This is a genomic window from Enterobacter sp. Crenshaw, from assembly GCF_024734705.1.
Taxonomy (GTDB): Bacteria; Pseudomonadota; Gammaproteobacteria; order Enterobacterales; family Enterobacteriaceae; genus Enterobacter; species Enterobacter asburiae_B.
Genome location: NZ_CP102932.1, coordinates 3,321,602 through 3,342,748 on the forward strand (window position 1 = coordinate 3,321,602; position 21,147 = coordinate 3,342,748).

Here is a 21,147-nt window from a genome sequence, read left to right on the forward strand (position 1 = left end):
TTACTCCGGCCTGACGATCTGGCTTACCAGCTCGGTAAGCGAAGACGAAAGGAAGAACCAGAGCGCAACCAGGGCGGCGACAGCCACAACCCAGCTCAGCCAGTACCAGCGACGGCCGCTGCGCAGGCGCGATGCGCGGGCAACGATGGGGGCGTCTTGTGCCAGCGTGAAGGTGGGCACCCGTTCTGCGAGAGCGCGAACAATATCTTCCCGACGCTCATCATCCTGAGCGCGATACTGACCGACGAACCCCAGTTGCAAAGTCCGATACATACAGGTCAGGACAGCGGTATCAGGCGCAGTTTCTTTCAGCAGGCTTCGGATCCTTTCCCACAGTTCCTCACCGGCATTGAGGGTGCCAAAGAAGTGTGCCTGCAGCGGGTCCCGGCGCCAGATCAGGTAGCCATCATCGGTGGTTCCCCGATTCATCACGCTCTCATCGAGCAGTGCACACAGGGTATACACCATATGGTCACGGCTGATGTCGCTGTAACCAGCCTTCGTGAGCGCCGCTTTTGCCTCCTGCACCAGACGGCAGGCCCGACGATAGAGACCTTCCCCGTCACGAACCTCCTGTCCACCCCGCAGCTGGCTGGCCATCAGCCAGCTGGGGTAGAAAATACGCTCAATTTGACTTATTTCTGATGTATTCATGTGCGCAGCACCGCAAAGAGTTCAAGTTTCACATCCCCCAGTGAGCGCGGGGTATAGAAGGTGCAGCTTCCCGCTTCCAGCATCGCCCGCGCTGCCTCACTACTCAGATCCAGCGAGAAATACTGGTTCTCAAGACGTAACGGGATAGCGGTCGGCACATGGGTCAGCGGCTTGATAACCATCCCGCTCAGAGCCACATTCACCACATCCGAAACATCTTCAAAGCTGCCCGCCTTACACAGCTGCGGGAATTTCGTCTGAAGCTCATGGTTCGGCATAGAGGAGCGTACGGATAGGTAGAAGTCAGCACCTTCGCGCAGACGCGCATCGTGCAGGGCACCTCTCCAGATCTGGTCCTGATGCTCCAGGTGGATACTCACCACCCTCGACGGCAGGCTCGCTTCCAGTAGTTTATCGAGCAGTGCCAGCAGCGGCGGGAATACCCGTTCCGGTGCATCGTGTTGATAAGCAGGAATGTCCCCGGCATCGTGCTCCAGTGAGAAGGTCAGCAGGCTGCCAGCGAGACGAGTCAGTTCGCGGTACAGCAATTCCGGGTGACGAGCCGGTGTCTCCAGCAGTTCCGTCAGCACCGGCTCGGCGCTGTTCAGGGCATTCAGCAGCCAGAACAGAGACACATCCGCGACCGCAAAGTCGGCCATCCGCTCATTGCTTTCACGACGCATGGTCATCAGGCGACGGCGGCGGGCCTGCAGACGAACCAGCAGGTCACCCAGTTCGATGGTCAGCGGCGGGCTTGCAGAAATGGAAAGCATTGGCGGAATGAAAGCCGGATCCCGGCTCCACTGCCCCTGCGTATTGCGCACCAAACGGACCACCGGACAGGTCAGGTATGCCGTGTTTTCCTGACTGGATAGACGCAAGGTTAGCGCATTACGCAGAATGGCCAACTCCCCGCTTTCATACCCGGCCAGTTCCTGCACTACCACACGCTCCGCTTTCCAGCGACGCGGACGCTCACTGTCCTGGCCGTTATCCAGGTTGCCACCACTGGCACTCAGCAGCGGTAGTGCGACAACCACCTCAACAGATTCACTGCCGGCTGCAACAGACAAGTCACAGACCGGAGGAAGCGTATCTGCCAGGTCGGTATCCACAAGAGTACCGTCCTGAAAGCGTACCACCAGACGGATGGCATTCAGGCGAGAGAGCGCCAGTGCAGCATCATCAAATTCTGCCGCAACCACGCCCCAGGGATGAGAAATACCCATCCGGGCGACCATGTCGGCAACGTGCTCATTCCAGCGAACCTGCTGCTGGAACTGTTGCGGGGCCAGAGCGGCCCCATCCTCCCAAAGCGGGCGGTAAATTTTCATCCCTGATTTCCTCTCGCCTTACGATTTCGCTTTCGGCATCTGGGAAACCAGCGACAGATTGACGTCCATGCCCTCCACCTGGAAGTGCGGCACGGCGTACAGCTTCACGCGGAAGAAGCCCGGGTTGTCTTCGATGTCTTCCACTACCACCTTCGCGTCGCGCAGCGGGTGAGAAGCCTGCAACTCGTCGCCCGGATCGGTCATTTCGGTCACCAGACTGCGGACCCACGTGTTCAGCTCCAGCTCCAGCAGTCGGCGGTCTTTGGTGGTACCGATGTTCTCGCGCTGAATCAGCTTCAGGTAATGGGCGATACGCGACAGCAGGAAGATGTACGGAAGACGGGCGTTGATGCGGCTGTTAGCCGTCGCATCAGCGGTGTCGTACAGCGCCGGTTTCTGAGTGGAGTTGGCTGAGAAGAAGCACGCGTAGTCACGGTTTTTGTAGTAGGACAAAGGAATGAACCCCAGATTCGCGAATTCGAATTCACGGGTTTCAGGAATCATCACTTCACTCGGGATTTTTACCTGATTGCCGGTACCGAGATCGTACAGATGGATAGGCAGGTCCTGAACCGCACCACCAGCCTGCGGGCCACGGATTTGTACACACCAGCCATTATTGATAAAGCTGCGCACCATGTTGGACGCGAAGGCAAACGATGCATTGGTCCACAGGTATTTGTCGTGATCGGGACCTTTGACTTCTTCGACATAGTTGAAGCTGCGAACCGGAACGGTGTCCGGGCCATACGGTAAACGTCCCAATACGCGCGGCATGACCAGGCCGATGTAGCGAGCGTCATCAGTATCGCGGAACGATTTCCACTTGATGTACTCTGCGCGGTCAAAATAATTACCAATATCTTTAATCGCCGCGACGTCTTCCATGGACTCTTTAAAGAAGAATTTCGGGCCTGCTGAGCCGATAAACGGCATATGTGCAGCAGCGGATACCTTGGAGATGTTGCGAAGCAGAGCGACATCCTGCGCTGAAGCATCAAACTCGTAAGCGGAAATCAGTGCCGCAATCGGCTCGCCGCCTGGAGTATCATATTCATCAATGTAGGTGTGTTTATACAGACCACTCTGGATGATTTCCGGGGTATCTTCAAAGTCCTGCCGCAGGTCTTCTTTGGACATACTCAGAAGCTCAATTTTCACGTTCTGGCGAAAATCTGTTTTATCAATCAGTGATTTCACCCCACGCCACAGGCTTTCGACCGCCTGAAACTCGTCATGGTGCATAACCGCGTCCAGCTGGCGGCTGATCTGGTAATCGAGCTCAGCGATGTGATGATCGATAAGGCTTTTATCCAGTTTTTCGACCTTCGCGCCTGCTTTGGTCAGACATTCCAGAAAGACCTGCATACCTGCAGTCAGACGCTCATCAGCAGTTGCATCTGACATCGCCTGCGCATCTTGCCAGAGGTCTAACGCGCTCAACTCAGAGACAGGATTCAGATTGATTTTCTCAAACAGGGAGGCGTAAACCCCACCCGCAGCAGGACGTTCCAGCACCACGCTTTCACTACCGGCAATATTATTTTGTACAGACATGAGCATTCCTTGATTAATCCGTTAAAACAGCGTGATGGTTACGATTTTCTTGATGCCAGTGCGGATAGTTCATTTCTCAGTTCAGCACTAAGGGACTGGTCCAGAAGGATTTTTTCCAGCTCTTTTCGGAAAGTCTGGTTATCCAGCAAATTGGCCTTCAGATCGCGAAGCAAGTTGCGCATCGCCAGCATCGCCTTCAGCTGCGGTATCTGAGCAGCCACCTGCTCTGGCGTGAAATCTTTCATGCTCTGGAAAGTCAGCTGAACATTTTCCTCACCACCATCATCAGAGAGCGTATTTTTAACGGTTAGATTAAGTTTTGGGGAGTATTCAGAAAGAACACTGTCGAAATTATTTTTCGTGATGTTAACTTTCTCACGCTCAGATATTTGAGCAGACTCTTGCCCATTACTGAAATCACCCGCAACCAGTAATTTCAGCGGTAATTCCATTTTCTTGCTTGCCCCGCCTGTATGCAGGTCAAGCTTCAGGTTAATACGTGCCTTAGGCACCTCATTCTGAAAACTGTCAGCCATCTCATCATCCCTCTTTTTTTTGCTACGCCAACTTCACGGTATCGTTCTTGATGCGCAATATTAGAATAATGATCGATGCAAAATCAAATACACAGATCATTTATCCGCAATGAGAAATTTCTTAAGAATTTTCCACTAAGATATTATTACGGATTATCCGTTCAGCTCAGGGAAAGACACTGCTTTTTTCACACAAAGCGAATATTTGCACCGTAAAAAGGATCGCAGCCAGAGAGATGCTAATAAAACCATCTTGTTTTGATTTGCATCACAACATGATATTAAAAAAAGATGAAAGAACGGCAACAGGTTATTGCAAGCAGATAAATGACAGAGGTTAATGAATGAAGAAGAGTGACGAATTGATTGATAACATGAATAATAAATAAGAATTTTCACAAAGAAAATTCTTATTTATTATTCGAAGGAAAATAAAATGTAGATGCGGGTCCGAAAATAAACACTGCTGCTCTTTTGTCGGCCCACTCCTCTTTGCGCAAAGACTTCAGTTCTCCTCTCAGGCATGAGAACTGCTCTCCCTTCTGGAGTTTATACAGTGTAAAATCAAACACCTCCCGGATCGCCGCTTTTTTAATCAAAAACGAGTAATAGCACATATCGTATAACGGTGCTACATTACGCCGCCCGCCCAAATCAGCAGTGGCCAGGCAACGCCGCCGTAAAGTTCGGTAAAGCCTGCAACCATCACCTTGAAGAACGGTCTTATCGGCACGTCGTATCGCAAACTCTGCGCTACCTTTACAGGCTTCACATAGGTTCTACTATTTTGTCTCAATCCAAATTTCAACGTGCGTTTTTACACCCGCGTTACTGGTTTACATGGTTTGGCCTTGGCGTACTCTGGTTGCTGGTTCAACTTCCGTACCCTGTCCTGCGCTTGCTGGGGTCAAAACTGGGCAGCGCTTCCCGCGTTTTCCTGAAACGTCGCGAATCCATCGCGCGTAAAAATATTGAGCTTTGTTTTCCGCAGTACAATGCAGAGGAGCGTGAGAAACTCATCGCTGAAAACTTCAAGTCTATCGGCATGGCGCTGCTTGAAACCGGCATGGCATGGTTTTGGCCAGATGAACGTGTCCGCAAATGGTTTGACGTGGAAGGCCTGGATAACCTTAAACGCGCGCAGATGCAAAAACGCGGCGTGATGGTCGTCGGCGTTCACTTTATGTCGCTGGAGCTGGGCGGCCGCGTGATGGGGCTTTGCCAGCCAATGATGGCAACCTACAGACCGCACAACAGTGCGCTTATGGAATGGGTGCAGACGCGAGGCCGTATGCGTTCCAATAAGGCGATGATCAGCCGTAATAACCTGCGCGGTATGGTCGGTGCTCTCAAGAAAGGAGAGGCCGTCTGGTTTGCCCCCGATCAGGATTATGGACGTAAAGGCAGCAGCTTTGCGCCTTTCTTTGCGGTGAAAGACGTTGCTACGACTAACGGCACCTTTGTCATTTCGCGTCTGTCTGGTGCCTCTATGCTGACCGTGACGATGGTGAGAAAAGCAGATAAGTCAGGCTACCGCCTGCACATCTCCCCTGAAATGGCTAACTATCCGGAAAACGAGTGCGAAGCGGCAGCGTTTATCAATAAAGTCATCGAAACTGAAATCATGCGCGCGCCAGAGCAGTATCTGTGGATGCATCGTCGTTTCAAAACCCGCCCTCTTGGCGAAGCCTCGCTCTATATTTAGCCCTTCATGAAGGTTAGTTTCGCTAAGAAACTAACCTTTTCAATCACCTGTCTTCCCGCTGAGTAACTATCTTTTAATGCGTCGCCCAAAGTGAATTTATTGCGAAGTGAAATCAAACTGTCGCCGTTCCACGACACTCGTAAGTGACGGAAATTATTTAAAAAAATCCCTCTTGTCACCCCTCATTTTTAAGCGTACATTAGCGCCGTCTGGCAACAGGAAAGCACAGAATTCTGAGCTGGAGTTAACGGCATAACGGGAAAATTCTCATTTCCGTTTTGACCGGATTTCAGTTCTCTATAATCAGGTGGACTCTGTTTTTAAATGCGTACCACAAGATACGCGGAGCGATGAAACGTGAAATATTTCTTTATGGGCATTTCGGTGATTGTTTTAGTCTGGGCCGGAACCTTTGCCCTGATGATCTAGTGAAGAACATGCAGTCAAAAAAACAGGAGCCATCGGCTCCTGTTTTTTTATGTCATGACGACGCGGGATGTTCAGCGACGCTCTTTGAGGTCAGAAGGCCGTCGGCCCGGAACATACTCTTAATACCCCTCACCGCCTGACGAATACGGTCGCTGTTTTCAATCAGGGCAAATCGCACATGGGTGTCGCCATAATCACCGAATCCAATGCCAGGCGAGACACACACCTTTGCATCCTGAAGCAGCTTTTTAGCAAACTCCAGCGATCCCATCGCCGCATAGGGCTCCGGAATTTTCGCCCAGACGTACATAGACGCCTTCGGCATTTCCACCATCCAGCCCGCTTCATGCAACCCTTTTACCAGCACGTCGCGACGGCGCTTATACTGGGCGGCAATCTCGTGGACGCACTTCTGGTCGCCTTCCAGGGCAGCGATAGCGGCGACCTGCAGCGGCGTGAAGGTACCGTAGTCGTGGTAACTCTTAATGCGCGCCAGGGCACTCACCAGCGTTTTGTTACCCACCATAAAGCCAATACGCCAGCCCGCCATGTTGTAGCTTTTCGACAGGGTGAAGAACTCTACCGCCACATCACGCGCGCCCGGGACCTGCATAATCGACGGGGCTTTCCAGCCGTCATAGACGATATCTGCATAGGCTAAATCGTGAACCACCAGCACGTCATAACGCTTGGCCAGCGCGACAACTTTCTCGAAGAAATCAAGCTCCACGCACTGCGCCGTTGGGTTCGACGGGAAACCGAGGATCATCATCTTAGGTTTCGGATAGCTTTCACGAATCGCACGTTCCAGTTCGTTAAAGAAATCGACACCTTCCACCAGGGGCACAGAACGGACCTGCGCACCGGCAATCACCGCGCCGTAGATATGGATCGGGTAGCTTGGATTAGGCACCAGCACCGTATCGCCATGATCCAGCGTGGCCAGCATCAGGTGTGCCAGCCCCTCTTTCGAGCCGATGGTGACAATCGCTTCACTTTCCGGATCGATATCAACCTGATAGCGATCCTGATACCAGCGCGAGATCGCGCGACGTAACCTGGGAATACCGCGAGAGGTCGAGTAGCCGTGCGTATCCGGGCGCTGGGCAACCGTGCAGAGCTTTTCAACGATATGCGGTGGCGTTGGGCCGTCAGGGTTACCCATGCTGAAATCGATAATATCTTCGCCGCGCCGACGCGCAGCCATTTTCAGTTCAGCAGTGATATTGAAAACATAAGGGGGGAGACGATCGATACGCGTAAAACGGCGTTCAGGACTGAATTCAGCCATAGATTCCTCAGATTAACGTTAGCGCCCGGACCGTCCGAGCGACGCTGCCACCGATGTGGCATGACTAGAAAATAACCTGAAAAAAATCATGCTGTCGAGAGGGAAATAAAAAAAAAGCGCTCGACTAAAAACCGGAACTCGGCTGCGCCTAAAAGCGGAAGCCCCTGTTTCGGGAACGGCTGTCTGATAGCTGTTATTTAACAGGATGATATCAAACCAGTTACCTGACGATGCGCCGGTAAGAAAAAAACAGGACGCCTCGGTCATCGCCAGATAATCCCCTTTCAAAATTATGGTTTTTCCTCATTTGATAAACCTGACGGATAGCTGGTCAATACGCGCCAGGTTTTTTATCATGGTCCTTTCCCGTTTTCCCAGGTCTACTCGTGCACGAAATATTCACTATGCTGCTGGCGGTTTTTGACCGTGCGGCATTAATGCTGATTTGCCTGTTCTTCCTCATTCGCATTCGCCTGTTTCGCGAGCTGTTGCACAAATCAGCCCACTCGCCAAAAGAGCTGCTGGCCGTTACCGCCATCTTTTCGCTGTTCGCCCTGTTCAGCACCTGGTCCGGCGTGCCGGTAGAGGGTTCGCTGGTTAACGTGCGCATTATCGCCGTCATGTCCGGCGGGATTTTGTTTGGTCCGTGGGTGGGCGTTATCACCGGCCTGATTGCCGGGACGCACCGCTATCTGATTGATATCGGTGGCGTAACGGCGGTGCCGTGCTTTATCACCAGCATTATCGCCGGGGTGCTTTCCGGCTGGATCAGCCGCAAAATCCCGAAAAAACAGCGCTGGCGCGCCGGGATCGTCGCAGGCATGGTGTGCGAAACGCTGACCATGATCCTGGTCGTCGTCTGGGCCCCCACCACCGCGCTGGGGCTGGATATCGTCTCGAAAATCGGTATTCCGATGATCCTGGGCAGCGTGTGCATCGGTTTTATCGTGCTGCTGGTGCAAAGCGTTGAAGGGGAAAAAGAGGCCAGCGCCGCCCGTCAGGCCAAGCTGGCGCTGGATATCGCCAACAAAACGCTGCCGCTTTTCCGCCACGTTAACGCGGAATCGTTGCGTCAGGTCTGCGAGATCATTCGCCATGACATCCACGCTGACGCCGTCGCCATCACCAATATTGATCACGTGCTGGCCTACGTTGGCGTCGGGGAGCACAACTATCGCGACAACGATGACACCATAAGCCCGACCACCAGACAGGCGATTAACTACGGTAAAATCATTATTAAAAACAATGATGAAGCCCACAGAACGCCGGAAATTCACTCGATGCTGGTCATCCCGCTGTGGGAGAAAGGCGTCGTGACGGGCACGCTGAAAATTTATTACTGCCACGCGCATCAGATCACCTCGACGCTACAGGAGATGGCCATCGGCCTGTCGCAGATAATCTCCACCCAGCTTGAGGTTTCGCGGGCGGAACAGCTGCGCGAGATGGCAAATAAGGCAGAACTGCGCGCGCTGCAGAGTAAAATCAATCCTCATTTCCTGTTTAACGCGCTGAACGCTATCTCCTCGTCCATTCGCCTTAATCCGGACACCGCGCGCCAGCTGATTTTTAACCTGTCGCGCTATCTGCGCTACAACATCGAGCTGAAAGATGACGAGCAGATCGACATCAAAAAAGAGCTTTATCAGATCAAGGACTACATCGCGATTGAGCAGGCCCGCTTTGGCGACAAGCTCACGGTCATTTACGATATTGATGAAGAGGTCAACTGCGTGATCCCGAGCCTGCTTATTCAGCCGCTGGTCGAAAACGCGATTGTTCACGGTATTCAGCCCTGTAAAGGCAAAGGCGTCGTCACCATTAGCGTCACCGAAAGCGGCAACCGGGTGCGGATTGCCGTGCGCGATACCGGCCACGGGATTGATCCAAAAGTCATTGAGCTCGTGGAGTCTAACGAGATGCCGGGGAATAAAATCGGTCTGCTGAACGTGCACCACCGGGTCAAGCTGCTTTACGGCGACGGTCTGCATATTCAACGGCTTGAGCCGGGCACCGAAATTGCTTTTTACGTCCCGAATGAGCGCTCGCGCGCGCATACGACGACATCACTGTTGCCCCAGGTGGAGTAACCCATGAAAGTTATCATCGTAGAAGATGAATTCCTGGCTCAGCAGGAGCTCACCTGGCTTATCAAAACCCACAGCCAGATGGAGATTGTAGGCACGTTTGATGATGGTCTGGACGTACTGAAATTTTTGCAGCATAACCGGGTCGATGCGATTTTCCTGGATATCAATATCCCATCGCTAGATGGCGTATTGCTGGCGCAAAACATCAATCAGTTTGCCCATAAGCCGTTTATCGTTTTCGTTACCGCCTGGAAAGAGCACGCCGTAGAGGCCTTCGAGCTGGAGGCGTTTGACTATATTCTTAAGCCTTATCAGGAGTCGCGGATTGTCAGCATGCTGCAAAAGCTGGAGGCCGCATGGCAGCAGCAGACCGCTCCCGCTAGCGCCCCCCCAACGGTACGCGAAAACGACACCATTAATCTGGTCAAAGACGAGCGCATCATCGTGACGCCGGTCAACGATATCTACTACGCCGAAGCGCACGAAAAGATGACATTTGTCTATACGCGGCGGGAATCGTACGTGATGGCGATGAACATTACCGAATTCTGCAGCAAGCTCCCGGCTGCCCACTTTTTCCGCTGCCACCGGTCGTTTTGCGTGAATTTAAATAAGATCCGCGAGATCGAACCGTGGTTTAACAACACCTACATTTTGCGTCTGAAGGATCTGGATTTTCAGGTGCCGGTAAGCCGCAGCAAGGTGAAAGAGTTTCGTCAGCTGATGCACCTGTAAAGAAAAGGCCCTCTCCTGCGGGAGAGGGCTCTGCATCAGAGGATTTGACCGAGAACCTGACGCAGATGGGCCCCGGAACCCAGCAGTCCCGGGTTATCATGCACGATCAGATAAACCGGAATGTCCTGCACGTAGCTTCTGAAGCGCCCTTTATCTTCAAACCCACCGCGGAAGCCCGAGGCTTTAAAGAAGTCGAGGAAGCGCGGTACGATCCCGCCCGCGATATAGACCCCACCGAAGGTGCCCAGCGTCAGCGCCAGGTTGCCGCCGAAACGTCCCATGATCACGCAGAACAGCGACAGGGCACGACGGCAGTCAATGCAGCTGTCCGCCAGCGCGCGTTCGGTGACGTCTTTCGGCTGCAGGTTTTCCGGCAGACGACCGTCTGATTTCACAATCGCGCGGTACAGATTCACCAGCCCCGGACCTGAAAGGACGCGCTCGGCGGAGACGTGGCCGATCTCAGCGCGTAACTCTTCAAGGATAATCCCCTCTTCTTCGCTGTTTGGCGCAAAGTCTACGTGGCCGCCTTCACCCGGCAGGCTCACCCAGCGTTGAGCAACATGCACCAGATGCGACACGCCGAGGCCGGTACCGGCCCCATACACCGCAATCGGCTTGCCTTCGACCGGTTCAGCGCCGCCAAACTGGATCAGATGCTCTGGCTTCAGCATTGGGATCGCCATGGACACCGCGGTGAAATCATTGATGATTTCAAGATGCGAAAAACCGAGGTTTTTTTTCATCTCGGCGATGGAGAATGCCCAGGTATGGTTGGTCATTGCGACCCAGTCGCCGGTTATCGGGCAGGCAATCGCGATGCAGCCGTCTTCAACGCTCACCTGATGCTCTTCCAGATAGACGCGGACAACGGCCTCAAGGCTTGGATAATCCAGCCCGGAATAGGTTTTCGCCCGGGAAATCTCACCGCTACTAACATCGCACAATGCGAGGCGCGCATTCGTGCCGCCCACATCACCTACCAAAGCATACTTTGTCATTCTTCTACTGCTCCGCTAAAGTCAAAATAAATCTTTGGGACACTGTAAATTCAAGGCGTGATAACAACAACGGCCATAAGGTGAATGCCCATGGATTATCGATCTTCGTCACAGAATAACTTTACCGTTTCAGCACCTTTTGCACTATTGCCATAAAGCTTAATGTGCAAAGTAACGTAATACCGTTTTGTACAAGGAAATCATCATGCTCCACCCGCGAGCCAGAACCATGCTGTTGCTGGCAATTCCGGCGCTAATTATTGGCGTGGCCTCAAGTCTGGTGCTCATTGTCGTGATGAAAGTCGCGTCGGTGCTGCAAGCCATGTTATGGACAGCGCTTCCGACAAAACTGGGGGTCAATGCTGATTCCCCTGCCTGGATCGTTGTGATGCTGACGTTAACCGGTATTGCGGTAGGCCTGGTGATCCGTTTCAGTCCCGGCCATGCCGGCCCCGATCCGGCGCAGGAACCGCTGATTGGCGCCCCGGTTCCCCCTTCGGCACTGCCCGGACTGCTCATTGCGTTGATTATCGGTCTGGCCGGCGGCGTCAGCCTGGGGCCGGAGCATCCGATTATGGCGGTGAATATTGGCCTGGCGGTTTTCCTCGGTTCACGCATTTTGCCCCGCGTCGGCGCGCTGGACTGGACCATCCTCGCCTCCGCAGGCACCATCGGGGCACTTTTCGGCACGCCCGTCGCTGCCGCACTGATCTTTTCTCAGACGCTCAGCGGCAATAACGACGTCCCGCTGTGGGATAAACTCTTTGCTCCGCTGATGGCAGCAGCCGCTGGCGCGCTGACGACCAGCCTGTTTTTCCATCCCCACTTCTCACTCTCTCTCCCCCACTACGGCCAGATGCAGATAGCCGATATTTTCAGCGGCGCCATCGTCGTCGCGATCGCCATCGCGCTGGGAATGGTAGCGGTATGGTGTCTTCCTCGCCTGCACCGGCTGATGCATAAACTCAAACACCCGGTGTTAGTTCTGGGGGCTGGTGGTTTGATCCTCGGTATTTTAGGGGCAATCGGCGGGACGGTGACGTTGTTCAAAGGTCTGGATGAGATGCAGCTGCTGGCCTTCAGCCAGGTGTTTAGCGTCTCCGACTATCTGCTGTTTGCCGTGATTAAGCTGGCCGCGCTGGTGGTGGCTGCAGCCTGCGGTTTTCGCGGTGGACGCATCTTCCCGGTGGTCTTTGTCGGTGTAGCGCTGGGGCTGATGTTGCACGAACACGTCGATGCGGTGCCTGCGGCCATTACCGTCTCCTGCTCTATTCTGGGGCTGGTTCTGGTGGTCACGCGTGACGCCTGGCTCAGCCTGTTTATGGCGGCGGTAGTGGTACCCGATTCGACGCTTTTCCCCCTGCTCTGTATCGTGATGTTGCCCGCCTGGCTCCTGCTGGCGGGCAAACCGATGATGATGGCCTGGCGAAACGACAAGTAATCAGGCGCTATTGCGCGCTTCCAGCGCTTTAGTAATCGCCCCCAGCAGCGGCGGGATATCGGCTTTCGGCAGCATCACCTCAATTAGCGAGAGCCGCTCGTGGTGCGCCACTTTCTCAAGGACATCCGCCAGCTGCTCCGCTTCACTGACCCGCCAGCACTGGGCCTGAGGATCAAGGCTCAGGGCCTGCGGGATTTGCGTCCAGTTCCATAGCGCAATGTCGTTATATCGCTGTTCCGGCCCGTGAATCGCTCTTTCCACCGTGTACCCTTCGTTGTTAAGGACCAGAATAATCGGGTGTTGTTTATCCCGCAGCATCGAGCCAAGCTCCTGGATGGTGAGCTGCGCTGCGCCATCCCCCGTCAGCACAATCACGCGCCGGTTCGGGCAGGCGGTTTGCGCGCCAAACGCTGCGGCCAGGGTGTAGCCGATCGATCCCCACAGCGGCTGGACGATAAAATTCACATCAGCCGGCAGACGAAGGTCGATCGCGCCGAAGGCCGAGGTGCCTTGATCCGCAAGGATGATGTCTCCAGGGCGGATAAACGTCTGCAACGTTTTCCAGAAATTCTCCTGCGTCAGCGAGCCATCCGGCTGCGGATATTCCATCGTACTTTGAGACGACGGTACCGGCGCATCGTGCACGTGCTGTTTACACAGCTCTACCAGCGTTTCGATTGCCTGAAGCATGGGGATGCCGGTAAACCAGACGTCACCGACGCGTGAGGCATGAGGCTGAACTTCAATTGTTTGTGACGGGGTTAGCTGATGCGTGAAGCCGGCGGTCAGGGTATCGGTAAATCGCGTCCCGATGCACAGCACCGTGTCTGCCCCTTCAATCGCCTCTTTTACCGCACCGGCGCTCGCCGAACCGCTATAGGTGCCGTAAAAACCGGCGTGACGCTCGTCAAATATGCCTTTACCCATCAGCATGGTGGCGTGTGCCATCGGCACGTCCTTGACCCATTTCTGTAGGGCATGCTTCAGGCCATGGCGCAGGACAAGGAAATCGGCCAGCAGCGCAGTACGCTTGCTCATGGCCAGCCTGTTCTCAGCGGCATCCCGGAACGCCTTCAGGCAGGCGCTATCGGCATGCGCGTGTTTGAGAGTGAGAGCGTTTACAGGAGGCGTGACGGCTTTTTTTGCCACATCCGCAGGCAGCATCAGATAGCCGGGGCGACGCTCCCGGAGCATGGTAGTTAATACCCGGTCAATCTCATAACAGGCGTTTTGTTCGGTCAGGATCGCCTGTGCAACGGTGATCGGTTCGCTCATATGGTAAAAATGACGAAACTCACCGTCGCCCAGCGTATGGTGCAGCAGCTCCCCTCTTTGCTGTGACGCCGTACCCGGCGCGCCCACAATATGCAGTACCGGAACGTGCTCAGCGTAGCTGCCCGCAATGCCGTTCATCGCACTTAACTCTCCTACGCCAAATGTCGTCAGCAGCGCGGCAAAGCCATTACATCGGGCGTATCCGTCCGCGGCATAGGAGGCGTTTAACTCGTTGGCACAGCCCACCCAACAGATATCCGGGCTGTCTATCACATGGTCGAGAAACTGCAGGTTATAGTCGCCCGGCACGCCAAACAGATGATCGGCTCCACAATCCGTAAGACGGTCCAGCAGGTAATCGGCGACGCAGTATGGGGTACGCATGAACAGGTATCCTTCTAATGTTGACCTCACCTTCAGTATTAAATAAGCGTGATGACTGTCCAGAATTGGCGATAAGAAGAGCATGGAAAGAATGCTTTACAAAAAAGGCTGCGCTATGCTGCTTTTTTTCGCGTTAATGTAAACGCATACACTGATTTTTTCTTCAGCGCCAGAGGTCATGAGCATGGGTTATCAGCCGGACAAAAATCGTTATCGGACAATGGAGTATCGTCGCTGCGGGCAAAGCGGACTCAGGTTGCCCGCCATCTCGCTTGGGCTGTGGCATAACTTTGGCGACACCACGCTCATCGAAAACAGCCGTCAACTTTTACAGCGCGCGTTCGATCTGGGCATTACGCATTTCGACCTTGCCAACAACTATGGCCCGCCGCCGGGATCGGCCGAACGTAATTTCGGCCGTATTTTGCAGGAGGATTTCCTGCCCTGGCGCGACGAGCTGATCGTCTCTACCAAAGCAGGTTATACCATGTGGGATGGCCCTTACGGCGACTGGGGGTCACGCAAATATCTGCTGGCAAGCCTCGATCAAAGCCTGAAGCGCATGGGGCTGGAGTATGTGGATATCTTCTATCATCACCGTCCTGACCCACAAACGCCGCTGCTGGAAACCATGAAAGCGCTTGACCATGCGGTGCGCCAGGGAAAAGCCCTGTATGTCGGGTTATCCAACTACCCTGCAGAACTGGCCCGCAAGGCGATTGATATCCTTGACGATCTCGGTACGCCCTGCCTGATCCACCAGCCGAAATACTCTCTTTTTGAACGTGCGCCGGAAGAGGGGCTGCTAAACGTGCTGCAGGAAAAAGGGGTCGGCTGCATTCCCTTCTCGCCGCTGGCCGGTGGACAATTGACAAACCGCTATCTCAACGGCATTCCGGCAGACTCACGCGCGGCAAGCGGCAGTCAGTTTCTCAACCCTGACCAGATCACCGAAGAGAAGCTGCAGAAGGTAAGAAAGCTGAACGCCATGGCGGAAGAGCGCGGTCAGAAGCTGTCCCAGATGGCGCTGGCCTGGGTATTACGCCATGAGAACGTGACGTCAGTGCTGATTGGGGCAAGTAAAACGGCCCAGATTGATGATGCCGTGGGGATGCTGGAAAACCGCCATTTCTCTGCGGAGGAACTTGTCCGTATTGACACGATTCTGAACAGCTCAAAATAGAATCACCTTTAGCAAAAAGTGCTCTCGCTCAGGAATTCGGAGTTGAGGCGATGAAACGAGGCTTTACCAACTCGTAATATTGCGTTAACAGGCCCCGCAAGGGCCCCGATCGTGAAGGAGAAAGAGTATGTTCAGGTCACTGATTCTTGCAGCGGTATTACTGGCTTCAGCCCCGCTGATCGCCAATGCGGGCGAAATCACCCTGCTGCCATCAGTAAAATTACAAATTGGCGATCGTGACGACTACGGCAGATACTGGGACGGTGGCTACTGGCGCGACCGTGACTACTGGAACCGTCACTATGAGTGGCGCGGAGACCGCTGGTGGAAACATGATAACGGCAGGCACCGCGGCTGGTATAAAGACAACGCGTATGAGCGCGGCTACCGTGAAGGCTGGAACGATCGTGACGACCGTCGCGGCGGCTGGGATCGCGGCGGGAAAGGACGCGGCCACGGTCATGGCCACGGTCACCATTAATGCAAAAAGGAGCCTCCCGGCTCCTTTTTCTTTTAGAGCCCCAATGCGGTGCCAATAAGCAGCCACAGGTTCAGTGCCACTACCACCACCACGATTGCCCACCCGGTCCGTTTCACCAGCGTTGAGTTAACCAGTTCGCCCATCAGGGTTTTGTTGCTGGTAAAGATCAGCAGCGGCACCAGCGCCAGCGCGATACCAAAGCTCAGCAGCACCTGGCTCATGACCAGAATTCTCGTAGGATCAAGCCCCATCAGAATCACGATAAATGACGGGAGCATGGTGACGGAGCGACGAACCCACAGCGGAATATGGAAGCGGACAAACCCCTGCATCACCACCTGGCCTGCCAGCGTGCCCACCACCGTAGAAGAGAGACCGGCAGCCACCAGGCTGAGACCAAATATCGTGGCGGCAGCATGGCTCAGTAAGGGCTCAAGCGTGAGATAGGCCTGGTCGAGATCGGCAATACCGGTGTGGCCGTTAAAGTGGAAAGCGGCGGCTGCGGTAGCCATCATCGCCAGATTGACAAACCCCGCGATGGTCATGGCAATCGCCACGTCCCATTTGGTGGCGGAGTAACGCTCTTTGCGCGTCCCACCGTGGAGATGCTGAGTCAGCGAGGAGTGCAGGTAAATCACATGCGGCATGATAGTCGCCCCCAATACCCCGGCGGCCAGGAACACCGCTTCCGAGGTTGGCAGGCTTGGGATTGCCATACCTTTGCCGAGCTGCACCAGATTCGGCTGTGAGAAAATCAGCTCGACGATATAGGCCGCCGCGACAAACAGCAGCAGACCGCCGATAACCTTCTCCAGCGGCTTTTGACCCCGACGCTGCAGCATCAGGATCAGGAAAGTGGCAATCCCGGTCAGTACCGCCCCCTGCAACAGCGACACGCCCAGAATCAGCTTAAAGCCGATCGCTGCGCCGATAAATTCAGCGAGGTCAGTGGCCATGGCGATGATTTCAGCCTGTACCCAGTAGAGCCAGACGGCCGGACGCGGATAATGGTCGCGAATTTGCTCCGCCAGGTTTTTACCCGTGGCAATCCCCAGCTTTGCGGAGAGCATCTGAATCAGCATCGCCATCAGGTTAGCCCAGACGACCACCCACAGCAGCTTATAGCCGAAGCTGGCCCCGGCCTGAATATTGGTCGCAAAGTTACCTGGATCGATATAGCCAATGGCAGCGATGAACGCAGGTCCCATTAATGCGAACCGCAACTTGCGCGCTGCTCTGCCACTGCTACCCTCTACGCGACTGTTTGTCATTTCTGCCTCTGAAATATAGCCTTTGCTATGTTTAATGCTATCAAAATGAGAATGATTATCAAGATCATTTGTGATGTTTACAGTGATTTCTCTGATAGCTTTGAACGATAGACGGGCGGGTAAGTGGGGCGATCTAACAGAAACCGAAATCGCGCGCGCTTTTGTGAAGACTAGCACACAAACTTAACTTTTCACTCATTTACCTAACATAACAAAAATGTATTGTGGATCACTATTTTTGAGACTCGTCACAGGATGTAACTATAGTGTGTCCTCGATCTCGTTTTCTTTTCGCTTGTTACATAGAATGTGCACGAAAATTAAACCTGCCTCATATTTGGAGCAAATATGGACCGCGTCCTTCATTTTGTCCTGGCACTTGTTGTCGTTACTGCACTTGCATTGCTGGTCAGCACAGACCGCAAAAAAATTCGTATCCGTTATGTTGTCCAGCTGCTGGTCATTGAAGTTTTACTTGCGTGGTTCTTCCTGAACTCCAACGTAGGCCTCGGCTTCGTGAAAGGCTTCTCCGAAATGTTCGAAAAACTGCTCGGATTCGCTAATGAAGGGACCAACTTTGTCTTCGGTAAAATGAACGACGAAGGTCTGGCGTTCTTCTTCCTGAAGGTTCTCTGCCCTATCGTCTTCATCTCCGCGCTGATCGGTATCCTGCAGCACATCCGCGTTCTGCCGTTCGTTATTCGTGGAATTGGCTTCCTGTTATCCAAAGTGAACGGCATGGGCAAGCTGGAATCCTTCAACGCCGTCAGTTCCCTGATCCTCGGTCAGTCTGAGAACTTCATCGCGTATAAAGATATTCTCGGCAAAATGTCCCGCAACCGCATGTACACCATGGCGGCAACCGCAATGTCTACCGTGTCCATGTCTATCGTGGGCGCGTATATGACCATGCTGGAGCCAAAGTATGTTGTTGCGGCGCTGGTTCTGAACATGTTCAGCACCTTTATCGTTCTGTCGCTGATCAACCCGTACCGCGTTGACGCAAGCGAAGAGAACATTCAGATGTCAAACCTGCACGAAGGCCAGAGCTTCTTCGAAATGCTGGGTGAGTACATTCTGGCGGGCTTCAAAGTAGCGATTATCGTTGCCGCCATGCTGATCGGCTTCATTGCGCTGATTTCTGCGCTGAACGCCCTGTTCGCCGCGGTGCTGGGTATCTCCTTCCAGGGTATTCTGGGCTACATCTTCTACCCGGTTGCCTGGGTGATGGGTGTTCCGGCTCACGAAGCGCTGCAGGTCGGCAGTATCATGGCAACCAAACTGGTTTCTAACGAATTCGTTGCGATGATGGATCTGCAGAAAATTGCCAGCACGCTTTCTCCGCGCGCGGAAGGCATTCTGTCCGTGTTCCTGGTCTCCTTCGCGAACTTCTCGTCCATCGGGATTATCGCGGGCGCGATTAAAGGTCTGAACGAAGAACAGGGCAACGTGGTTTCTCGCTTTGGCCTGAAGCTGGTTTACGGCTCTACGCTGGTGAGCGTCCTGTCTGCTTCTATCGCGGCACTGGTACTCTAACGTTTAGCGTTAAACAAAAACCGGGAGCCTGGCTCCCGGTTTTTTTATGCCCGCAATTCTTCCAGCGGTTTGGGTTTGCCTATCAGGTAGCCCTGCAGGTAATCCACGCCGAAGCGAAGCAGCATCTCGCGCTGCGCCGGTGTTTCGACGTATTCCGCTACGACGCACAGCGATTTCGTCTTCGCCAGATTACACATCGACTGCACGATCATCGCATCCATATCATCGGTACAAATGTCTTTAATAAAGCAGCCGTCAATTTTAATGATGTCTGCCTGCAGGCGTCTGAGGCGCTCGTAGTTGGCGTAGCCGGTACCAAAATCATCTATAGCAATCCGGAAACCGTAATCCCGCAGTTGCTGAATATTGTGGATGCTGCTGCCTGAATTTGAGAAGGCCTGCTCTTCGGTAATCTCAATCACGACGGACTGAGGCGCAACGCCGTAGCGTTCAAAGAGCGCGCAAATCTCGGACGCCACCTCTTTTTGCATCAGCGTGAGCGGCATCAGATTAACGGAGAAACGAGCGCCAGCCTGCGTTGAAGGGTGATCGCGCAGCCACAGCAGTAATTTCTCCATGACGCACATATCAAACCGGTGGCTGAGGTTGAACTGGGCAATCAACGGAATAAAGCGGTCAGGAGTGAAGATCTCGCCCTCGCTCTCCATACGCGCCAGAATTTCGTAGTAGCCGCTCCCGTCCGCCTTCTGGATCGGTTGCGCGTATAAATGGAACTGACCCGCCTCCAGGGCATGCTTAATCCGCGCCAGCATCAGGACTCGCTCTGTCGTTTGCCCTGATGCCGCCTCGAGGCTATTCGTGAGCGCAAGCACGTTGTTTGTTGTTCCACAGGATTGCTCGGCCAGCCAGCTCAGCTGCCCCAGCGTGTGGTGCAGTTTTTCGCCGTTTTCGACCATTCCCCAGGACGCACCGAATTCAATATCCAGCCCGGTGTTGTTCCAGAAAATCTTACGGCTGTTCAGCCGATCAACCATATGCTGGAGGCGCTCAGCGGTTCCCGGGCCCAGTAGTACCAGCACAAGCTCGCTTCCGGGGAGCTGGAAGAGCGTCTCATCTTTTTGCAGGAGAGGCTGCAGCGACGTGGCGATCGTACGTTTGCAATGGACCCGCATGAGGATCCCATAGTGGCGGCTCAAAAATTCCAGGTTATCCATACGCAGAATGCTCACTTTTGCATCCGGGTGAATCTCAAGATAATCCTCCAGCGCACGAATATTGGGCAATCCGGTCAGCGGATCGGTGAGCGCCCTCCCCTGCCAGCCCCGCTTAAGCCACTCGCTGCGCTGGTAAATACGCGACATGTAAAGCAGGCAGATCGCGAACGAGATAAGCACTGACAGAATAAAAGAGAGCGAATGGCCCGATTCCACCCCGTTAAGGAAGTTGTAGTTGTAGGTTAACAGCAGCAGCGCAGATACAGCCCACAGCAGAGAAATCAACGCATAGGTCAGTCGGCTTATCGCTAAGGTAAAAAGAATAAAAATCAGCGGCATCAAATAGCCCGCAATGACGGGAGATTCAAAAGGACCACATAAAATGACGAGAATGAAACTTAATAGCACCAGCCAGGCAAAAATATATAATGAATTCTTGTGAAAAAACACGGGCTTCACGCTTCGTCGCCAGAAATTTATTGCATAACGAGGATTAATTATCATTCTTAACGGGTAATAGAACATCATGGTAAAAATCAATGCCGCACATATCAGGCTTTGTATATCCACAACGTTATAAATTACCGTCCCTTCGCCGAAAAAGGTCGAAATTGTCACCGGAAAATCAAACAAATAGCCCGCCAAATACATCGACAGCTTAATCCCTATTGGCACCATAAAACCGAGCCAGAATATCCGCAATCCGATGTGCTTGTTAGGGATGGAGTGGCGCCAACGCTTACCCAGCATGATGCGCAGAAGGCCGCACGCCGCGAACAACGCAAAGGTCTGACAGAACAGTAATACTGAATATTGTAGCGGTGCTAAATTTACATAGAATAAATTAGTGACAGTAAAACCTAACAAAATGGGAAGAATAGCCCTGCGCCCAAATAGCAGAATTACCGCCAGCATTACGCTTAAAGGTAACCATGCTAAATAAACGTCGTGACCATTAACAATTGCGCGGGGAGAGAGATAACGGGAGACAGGTACCGCAATCAGGCATAAAGCCAGAGCAATCATAAATATCTTTACATTATTGTAAGTTTTTCTATTCATTAAC

Annotated in this window: 18 protein-coding genes; 8 read left to right on the plus strand and 10 right to left on the minus strand. The window is 53.5% G+C overall.

Going from position 1 to position 21,147, the window contains the following annotated elements; all coding sequences use genetic code 11:
* The 5 genes from tssL to NWV12_RS15800 all read right to left on the minus strand — a co-directional run bounded on the left by tssL (position 1) and on the right by NWV12_RS15800 (position 4,853).
* A complete protein-coding gene (gene tssL, locus NWV12_RS15780) occupies positions 1–654 on the minus strand; it encodes a type VI secretion system protein TssL, short form (RefSeq protein WP_101744634.1) in 654 nt (217 codons plus the stop codon).
* Positions 651–1,988: a type VI secretion system baseplate subunit TssK gene (gene tssK, locus NWV12_RS15785; protein ID WP_101744635.1), complete on the minus strand. Its 1,338-nt coding sequence runs from the start codon at positions 1,986–1,988 to the stop codon at positions 651–653. Before tssK ends, tssL begins: the two co-directional genes overlap by 4 nt.
* 18 nt (positions 1,989–2,006) lie before the next feature.
* Positions 2,007–3,551: a type VI secretion system contractile sheath large subunit gene (gene tssC, locus NWV12_RS15790; RefSeq protein WP_101744636.1), complete on the minus strand. Its 1,545-nt coding sequence runs from the start codon at positions 3,549–3,551 to the stop codon at positions 2,007–2,009.
* Between the two features lie 32 nt (positions 3,552–3,583).
* On the minus strand, positions 3,584–4,081 hold the full coding sequence (gene tssB / locus NWV12_RS15795; protein WP_033146135.1) for a type VI secretion system contractile sheath small subunit: 498 nt from the start codon (positions 4,079–4,081) through the stop codon (positions 3,584–3,586).
* Between the two features lie 631 nt (positions 4,082–4,712).
* Positions 4,713–4,853 (minus strand): hypothetical protein, encoded by a 141-nt coding sequence (locus tag NWV12_RS15800; RefSeq protein ID WP_162531704.1) that lies wholly within the window; start codon positions 4,851–4,853, stop codon positions 4,713–4,715.
* 12 nt (positions 4,854–4,865) lie between these two features.
* Between NWV12_RS15800 and lpxP the strand changes: the two genes are divergently transcribed.
* Complete coding sequence (lpxP, locus tag NWV12_RS15805) at positions 4,866–5,786, plus strand: kdo(2)-lipid IV(A) palmitoleoyltransferase (RefSeq protein ID WP_024907634.1); 921 nt, start codon at positions 4,866–4,868, stop codon at positions 5,784–5,786.
* 357 nt (positions 5,787–6,143) lie between these two features.
* Complete coding sequence (gene ypdK / locus NWV12_RS15810; protein ID WP_099458937.1) at positions 6,144–6,215, plus strand: membrane protein YpdK; 72 nt, start codon at positions 6,144–6,146, stop codon at positions 6,213–6,215.
* A 52-nt stretch (positions 6,216–6,267) separates the two neighbouring features.
* Here ypdK and alaC read toward each other — a convergent pair whose 3' ends face one another.
* A complete protein-coding gene (gene alaC / locus NWV12_RS15815) occupies positions 6,268–7,506 on the minus strand; it encodes an alanine transaminase (protein ID WP_048980082.1) in 1,239 nt (412 codons plus the stop codon).
* A 386-nt stretch (positions 7,507–7,892) separates the two neighbouring features.
* Between alaC and NWV12_RS15820 the strand changes: the two genes are divergently transcribed.
* Positions 7,893–9,599 carry a sensor histidine kinase gene (locus NWV12_RS15820; protein ID WP_048980084.1) on the plus strand — a complete coding sequence of 569 codons (1,707 nt, stop codon included), beginning with the start codon at positions 7,893–7,895 and terminating at the stop codon, positions 9,597–9,599.
* Positions 9,600–9,602: 3 nt separating this feature from the next.
* The gene (locus tag NWV12_RS15825) at positions 9,603–10,334 is read left to right on the plus strand and encodes a LytTR family DNA-binding domain-containing protein (RefSeq protein WP_048980085.1); all 732 of its coding nucleotides are present in this window, start codon (positions 9,603–9,605) and stop codon (positions 10,332–10,334) included.
* Between the two features lie 35 nt (positions 10,335–10,369).
* Here NWV12_RS15825 and glk read toward each other — a convergent pair whose 3' ends face one another.
* The gene (glk, locus tag NWV12_RS15830) at positions 10,370–11,335 is read right to left on the minus strand and encodes a glucokinase (protein ID WP_023308713.1); all 966 of its coding nucleotides are present in this window, start codon (positions 11,333–11,335) and stop codon (positions 10,370–10,372) included.
* A gap of 205 nt (positions 11,336–11,540) precedes the next feature.
* On the opposite strand from glk, the gene NWV12_RS15835 reads away from it, so the two are divergent.
* Complete coding sequence (locus NWV12_RS15835) at positions 11,541–12,776, plus strand: ion channel protein (protein ID WP_048980089.1); 1,236 nt, start codon at positions 11,541–11,543, stop codon at positions 12,774–12,776.
* Here NWV12_RS15835 and ipdC read toward each other — a convergent pair whose 3' ends face one another.
* Complete coding sequence (gene ipdC / locus NWV12_RS15840; RefSeq protein WP_048980090.1) at positions 12,777–14,435, minus strand: indolepyruvate decarboxylase; 1,659 nt, start codon at positions 14,433–14,435, stop codon at positions 12,777–12,779.
* Positions 14,436–14,619: 184 nt separating this feature from the next.
* On the opposite strand from ipdC, the gene mgrA reads away from it, so the two are divergent.
* The gene (gene mgrA / locus NWV12_RS15845; protein ID WP_048980091.1) at positions 14,620–15,618 is read left to right on the plus strand and encodes an L-glyceraldehyde 3-phosphate reductase; all 999 of its coding nucleotides are present in this window, start codon (positions 14,620–14,622) and stop codon (positions 15,616–15,618) included.
* A 127-nt stretch (positions 15,619–15,745) separates the two neighbouring features.
* Positions 15,746–16,099 (plus strand): DUF2502 domain-containing protein, encoded by a 354-nt coding sequence (locus NWV12_RS15850; RefSeq protein ID WP_023308717.1) that lies wholly within the window; start codon positions 15,746–15,748, stop codon positions 16,097–16,099.
* A gap of 32 nt (positions 16,100–16,131) precedes the next feature.
* Here NWV12_RS15850 and NWV12_RS15855 read toward each other — a convergent pair whose 3' ends face one another.
* A complete protein-coding gene (locus tag NWV12_RS15855; RefSeq protein ID WP_033146141.1) occupies positions 16,132–17,370 on the minus strand; it encodes an Nramp family divalent metal transporter in 1,239 nt (412 codons plus the stop codon).
* A 348-nt stretch (positions 17,371–17,718) separates the two neighbouring features.
* On the opposite strand from NWV12_RS15855, the gene NWV12_RS15860 reads away from it, so the two are divergent.
* Entirely contained in the window at positions 17,719–18,906 is a 1,188-nt protein-coding gene (locus NWV12_RS15860; RefSeq protein ID WP_008501591.1) for a NupC/NupG family nucleoside CNT transporter, read from the plus strand.
* A 44-nt stretch (positions 18,907–18,950) separates the two neighbouring features.
* On the opposite strand, the gene NWV12_RS15865 is transcribed toward NWV12_RS15860, so the two are convergent.
* The gene (locus NWV12_RS15865; RefSeq protein WP_048980092.1) at positions 18,951–21,143 is read right to left on the minus strand and encodes an EAL domain-containing protein; all 2,193 of its coding nucleotides are present in this window, start codon (positions 21,141–21,143) and stop codon (positions 18,951–18,953) included.
* Positions 21,144–21,147 lie beyond the last annotated feature (4 nt).

What these genes read in the sequence shown, in the direction of transcription:
- tssB (WP_033146135.1), bottom strand. Translation starts at nt 4,081, where the DNA reads ATGGCTGACAGTTTTCAGAATGAGGTGCCTAAGGCACGTATTAACCTG.
- NWV12_RS15855 (WP_033146141.1), bottom strand. Translation starts at nt 17,370, where the DNA reads ATGACAAACAGTCGCGTAGAGGGTAGCAGTGGCAGAGCAGCGCGCAAG.
- NWV12_RS15850 (WP_023308717.1), top strand. Translation starts at nt 15,746, where the DNA reads ATGTTCAGGTCACTGATTCTTGCAGCGGTATTACTGGCTTCAGCCCCG.
- NWV12_RS15825 (WP_048980085.1), top strand. Translation starts at nt 9,603, where the DNA reads ATGAAAGTTATCATCGTAGAAGATGAATTCCTGGCTCAGCAGGAGCTC.
- glk (WP_023308713.1), bottom strand. Translation starts at nt 11,335, where the DNA reads ATGACAAAGTATGCTTTGGTAGGTGATGTGGGCGGCACGAATGCGCGC.
- mgrA (WP_048980091.1), top strand. Translation starts at nt 14,620, where the DNA reads ATGGGTTATCAGCCGGACAAAAATCGTTATCGGACAATGGAGTATCGT.
- NWV12_RS15835 (WP_048980089.1), top strand. Translation starts at nt 11,541, where the DNA reads ATGCTCCACCCGCGAGCCAGAACCATGCTGTTGCTGGCAATTCCGGCG.
- NWV12_RS15860 (WP_008501591.1), top strand. Translation starts at nt 17,719, where the DNA reads ATGGACCGCGTCCTTCATTTTGTCCTGGCACTTGTTGTCGTTACTGCA.
- tssL (WP_101744634.1), bottom strand. Translation starts at nt 654, where the DNA reads ATGAATACATCAGAAATAAGTCAAATTGAGCGTATTTTCTACCCCAGC.
- tssC (WP_101744636.1), bottom strand. Translation starts at nt 3,551, where the DNA reads ATGCTCATGTCTGTACAAAATAATATTGCCGGTAGTGAAAGCGTGGTG.
- ipdC (WP_048980090.1), bottom strand. Translation starts at nt 14,435, where the DNA reads ATGCGTACCCCATACTGCGTCGCCGATTACCTGCTGGACCGTCTTACG.
- tssK (WP_101744635.1), bottom strand. Translation starts at nt 1,988, where the DNA reads ATGAAAATTTACCGCCCGCTTTGGGAGGATGGGGCCGCTCTGGCCCCG.
- NWV12_RS15865 (WP_048980092.1), bottom strand. Translation starts at nt 21,143, where the DNA reads ATGAATAGAAAAACTTACAATAATGTAAAGATATTTATGATTGCTCTG.
- alaC (WP_048980082.1), bottom strand. Translation starts at nt 7,506, where the DNA reads ATGGCTGAATTCAGTCCTGAACGCCGTTTTACGCGTATCGATCGTCTC.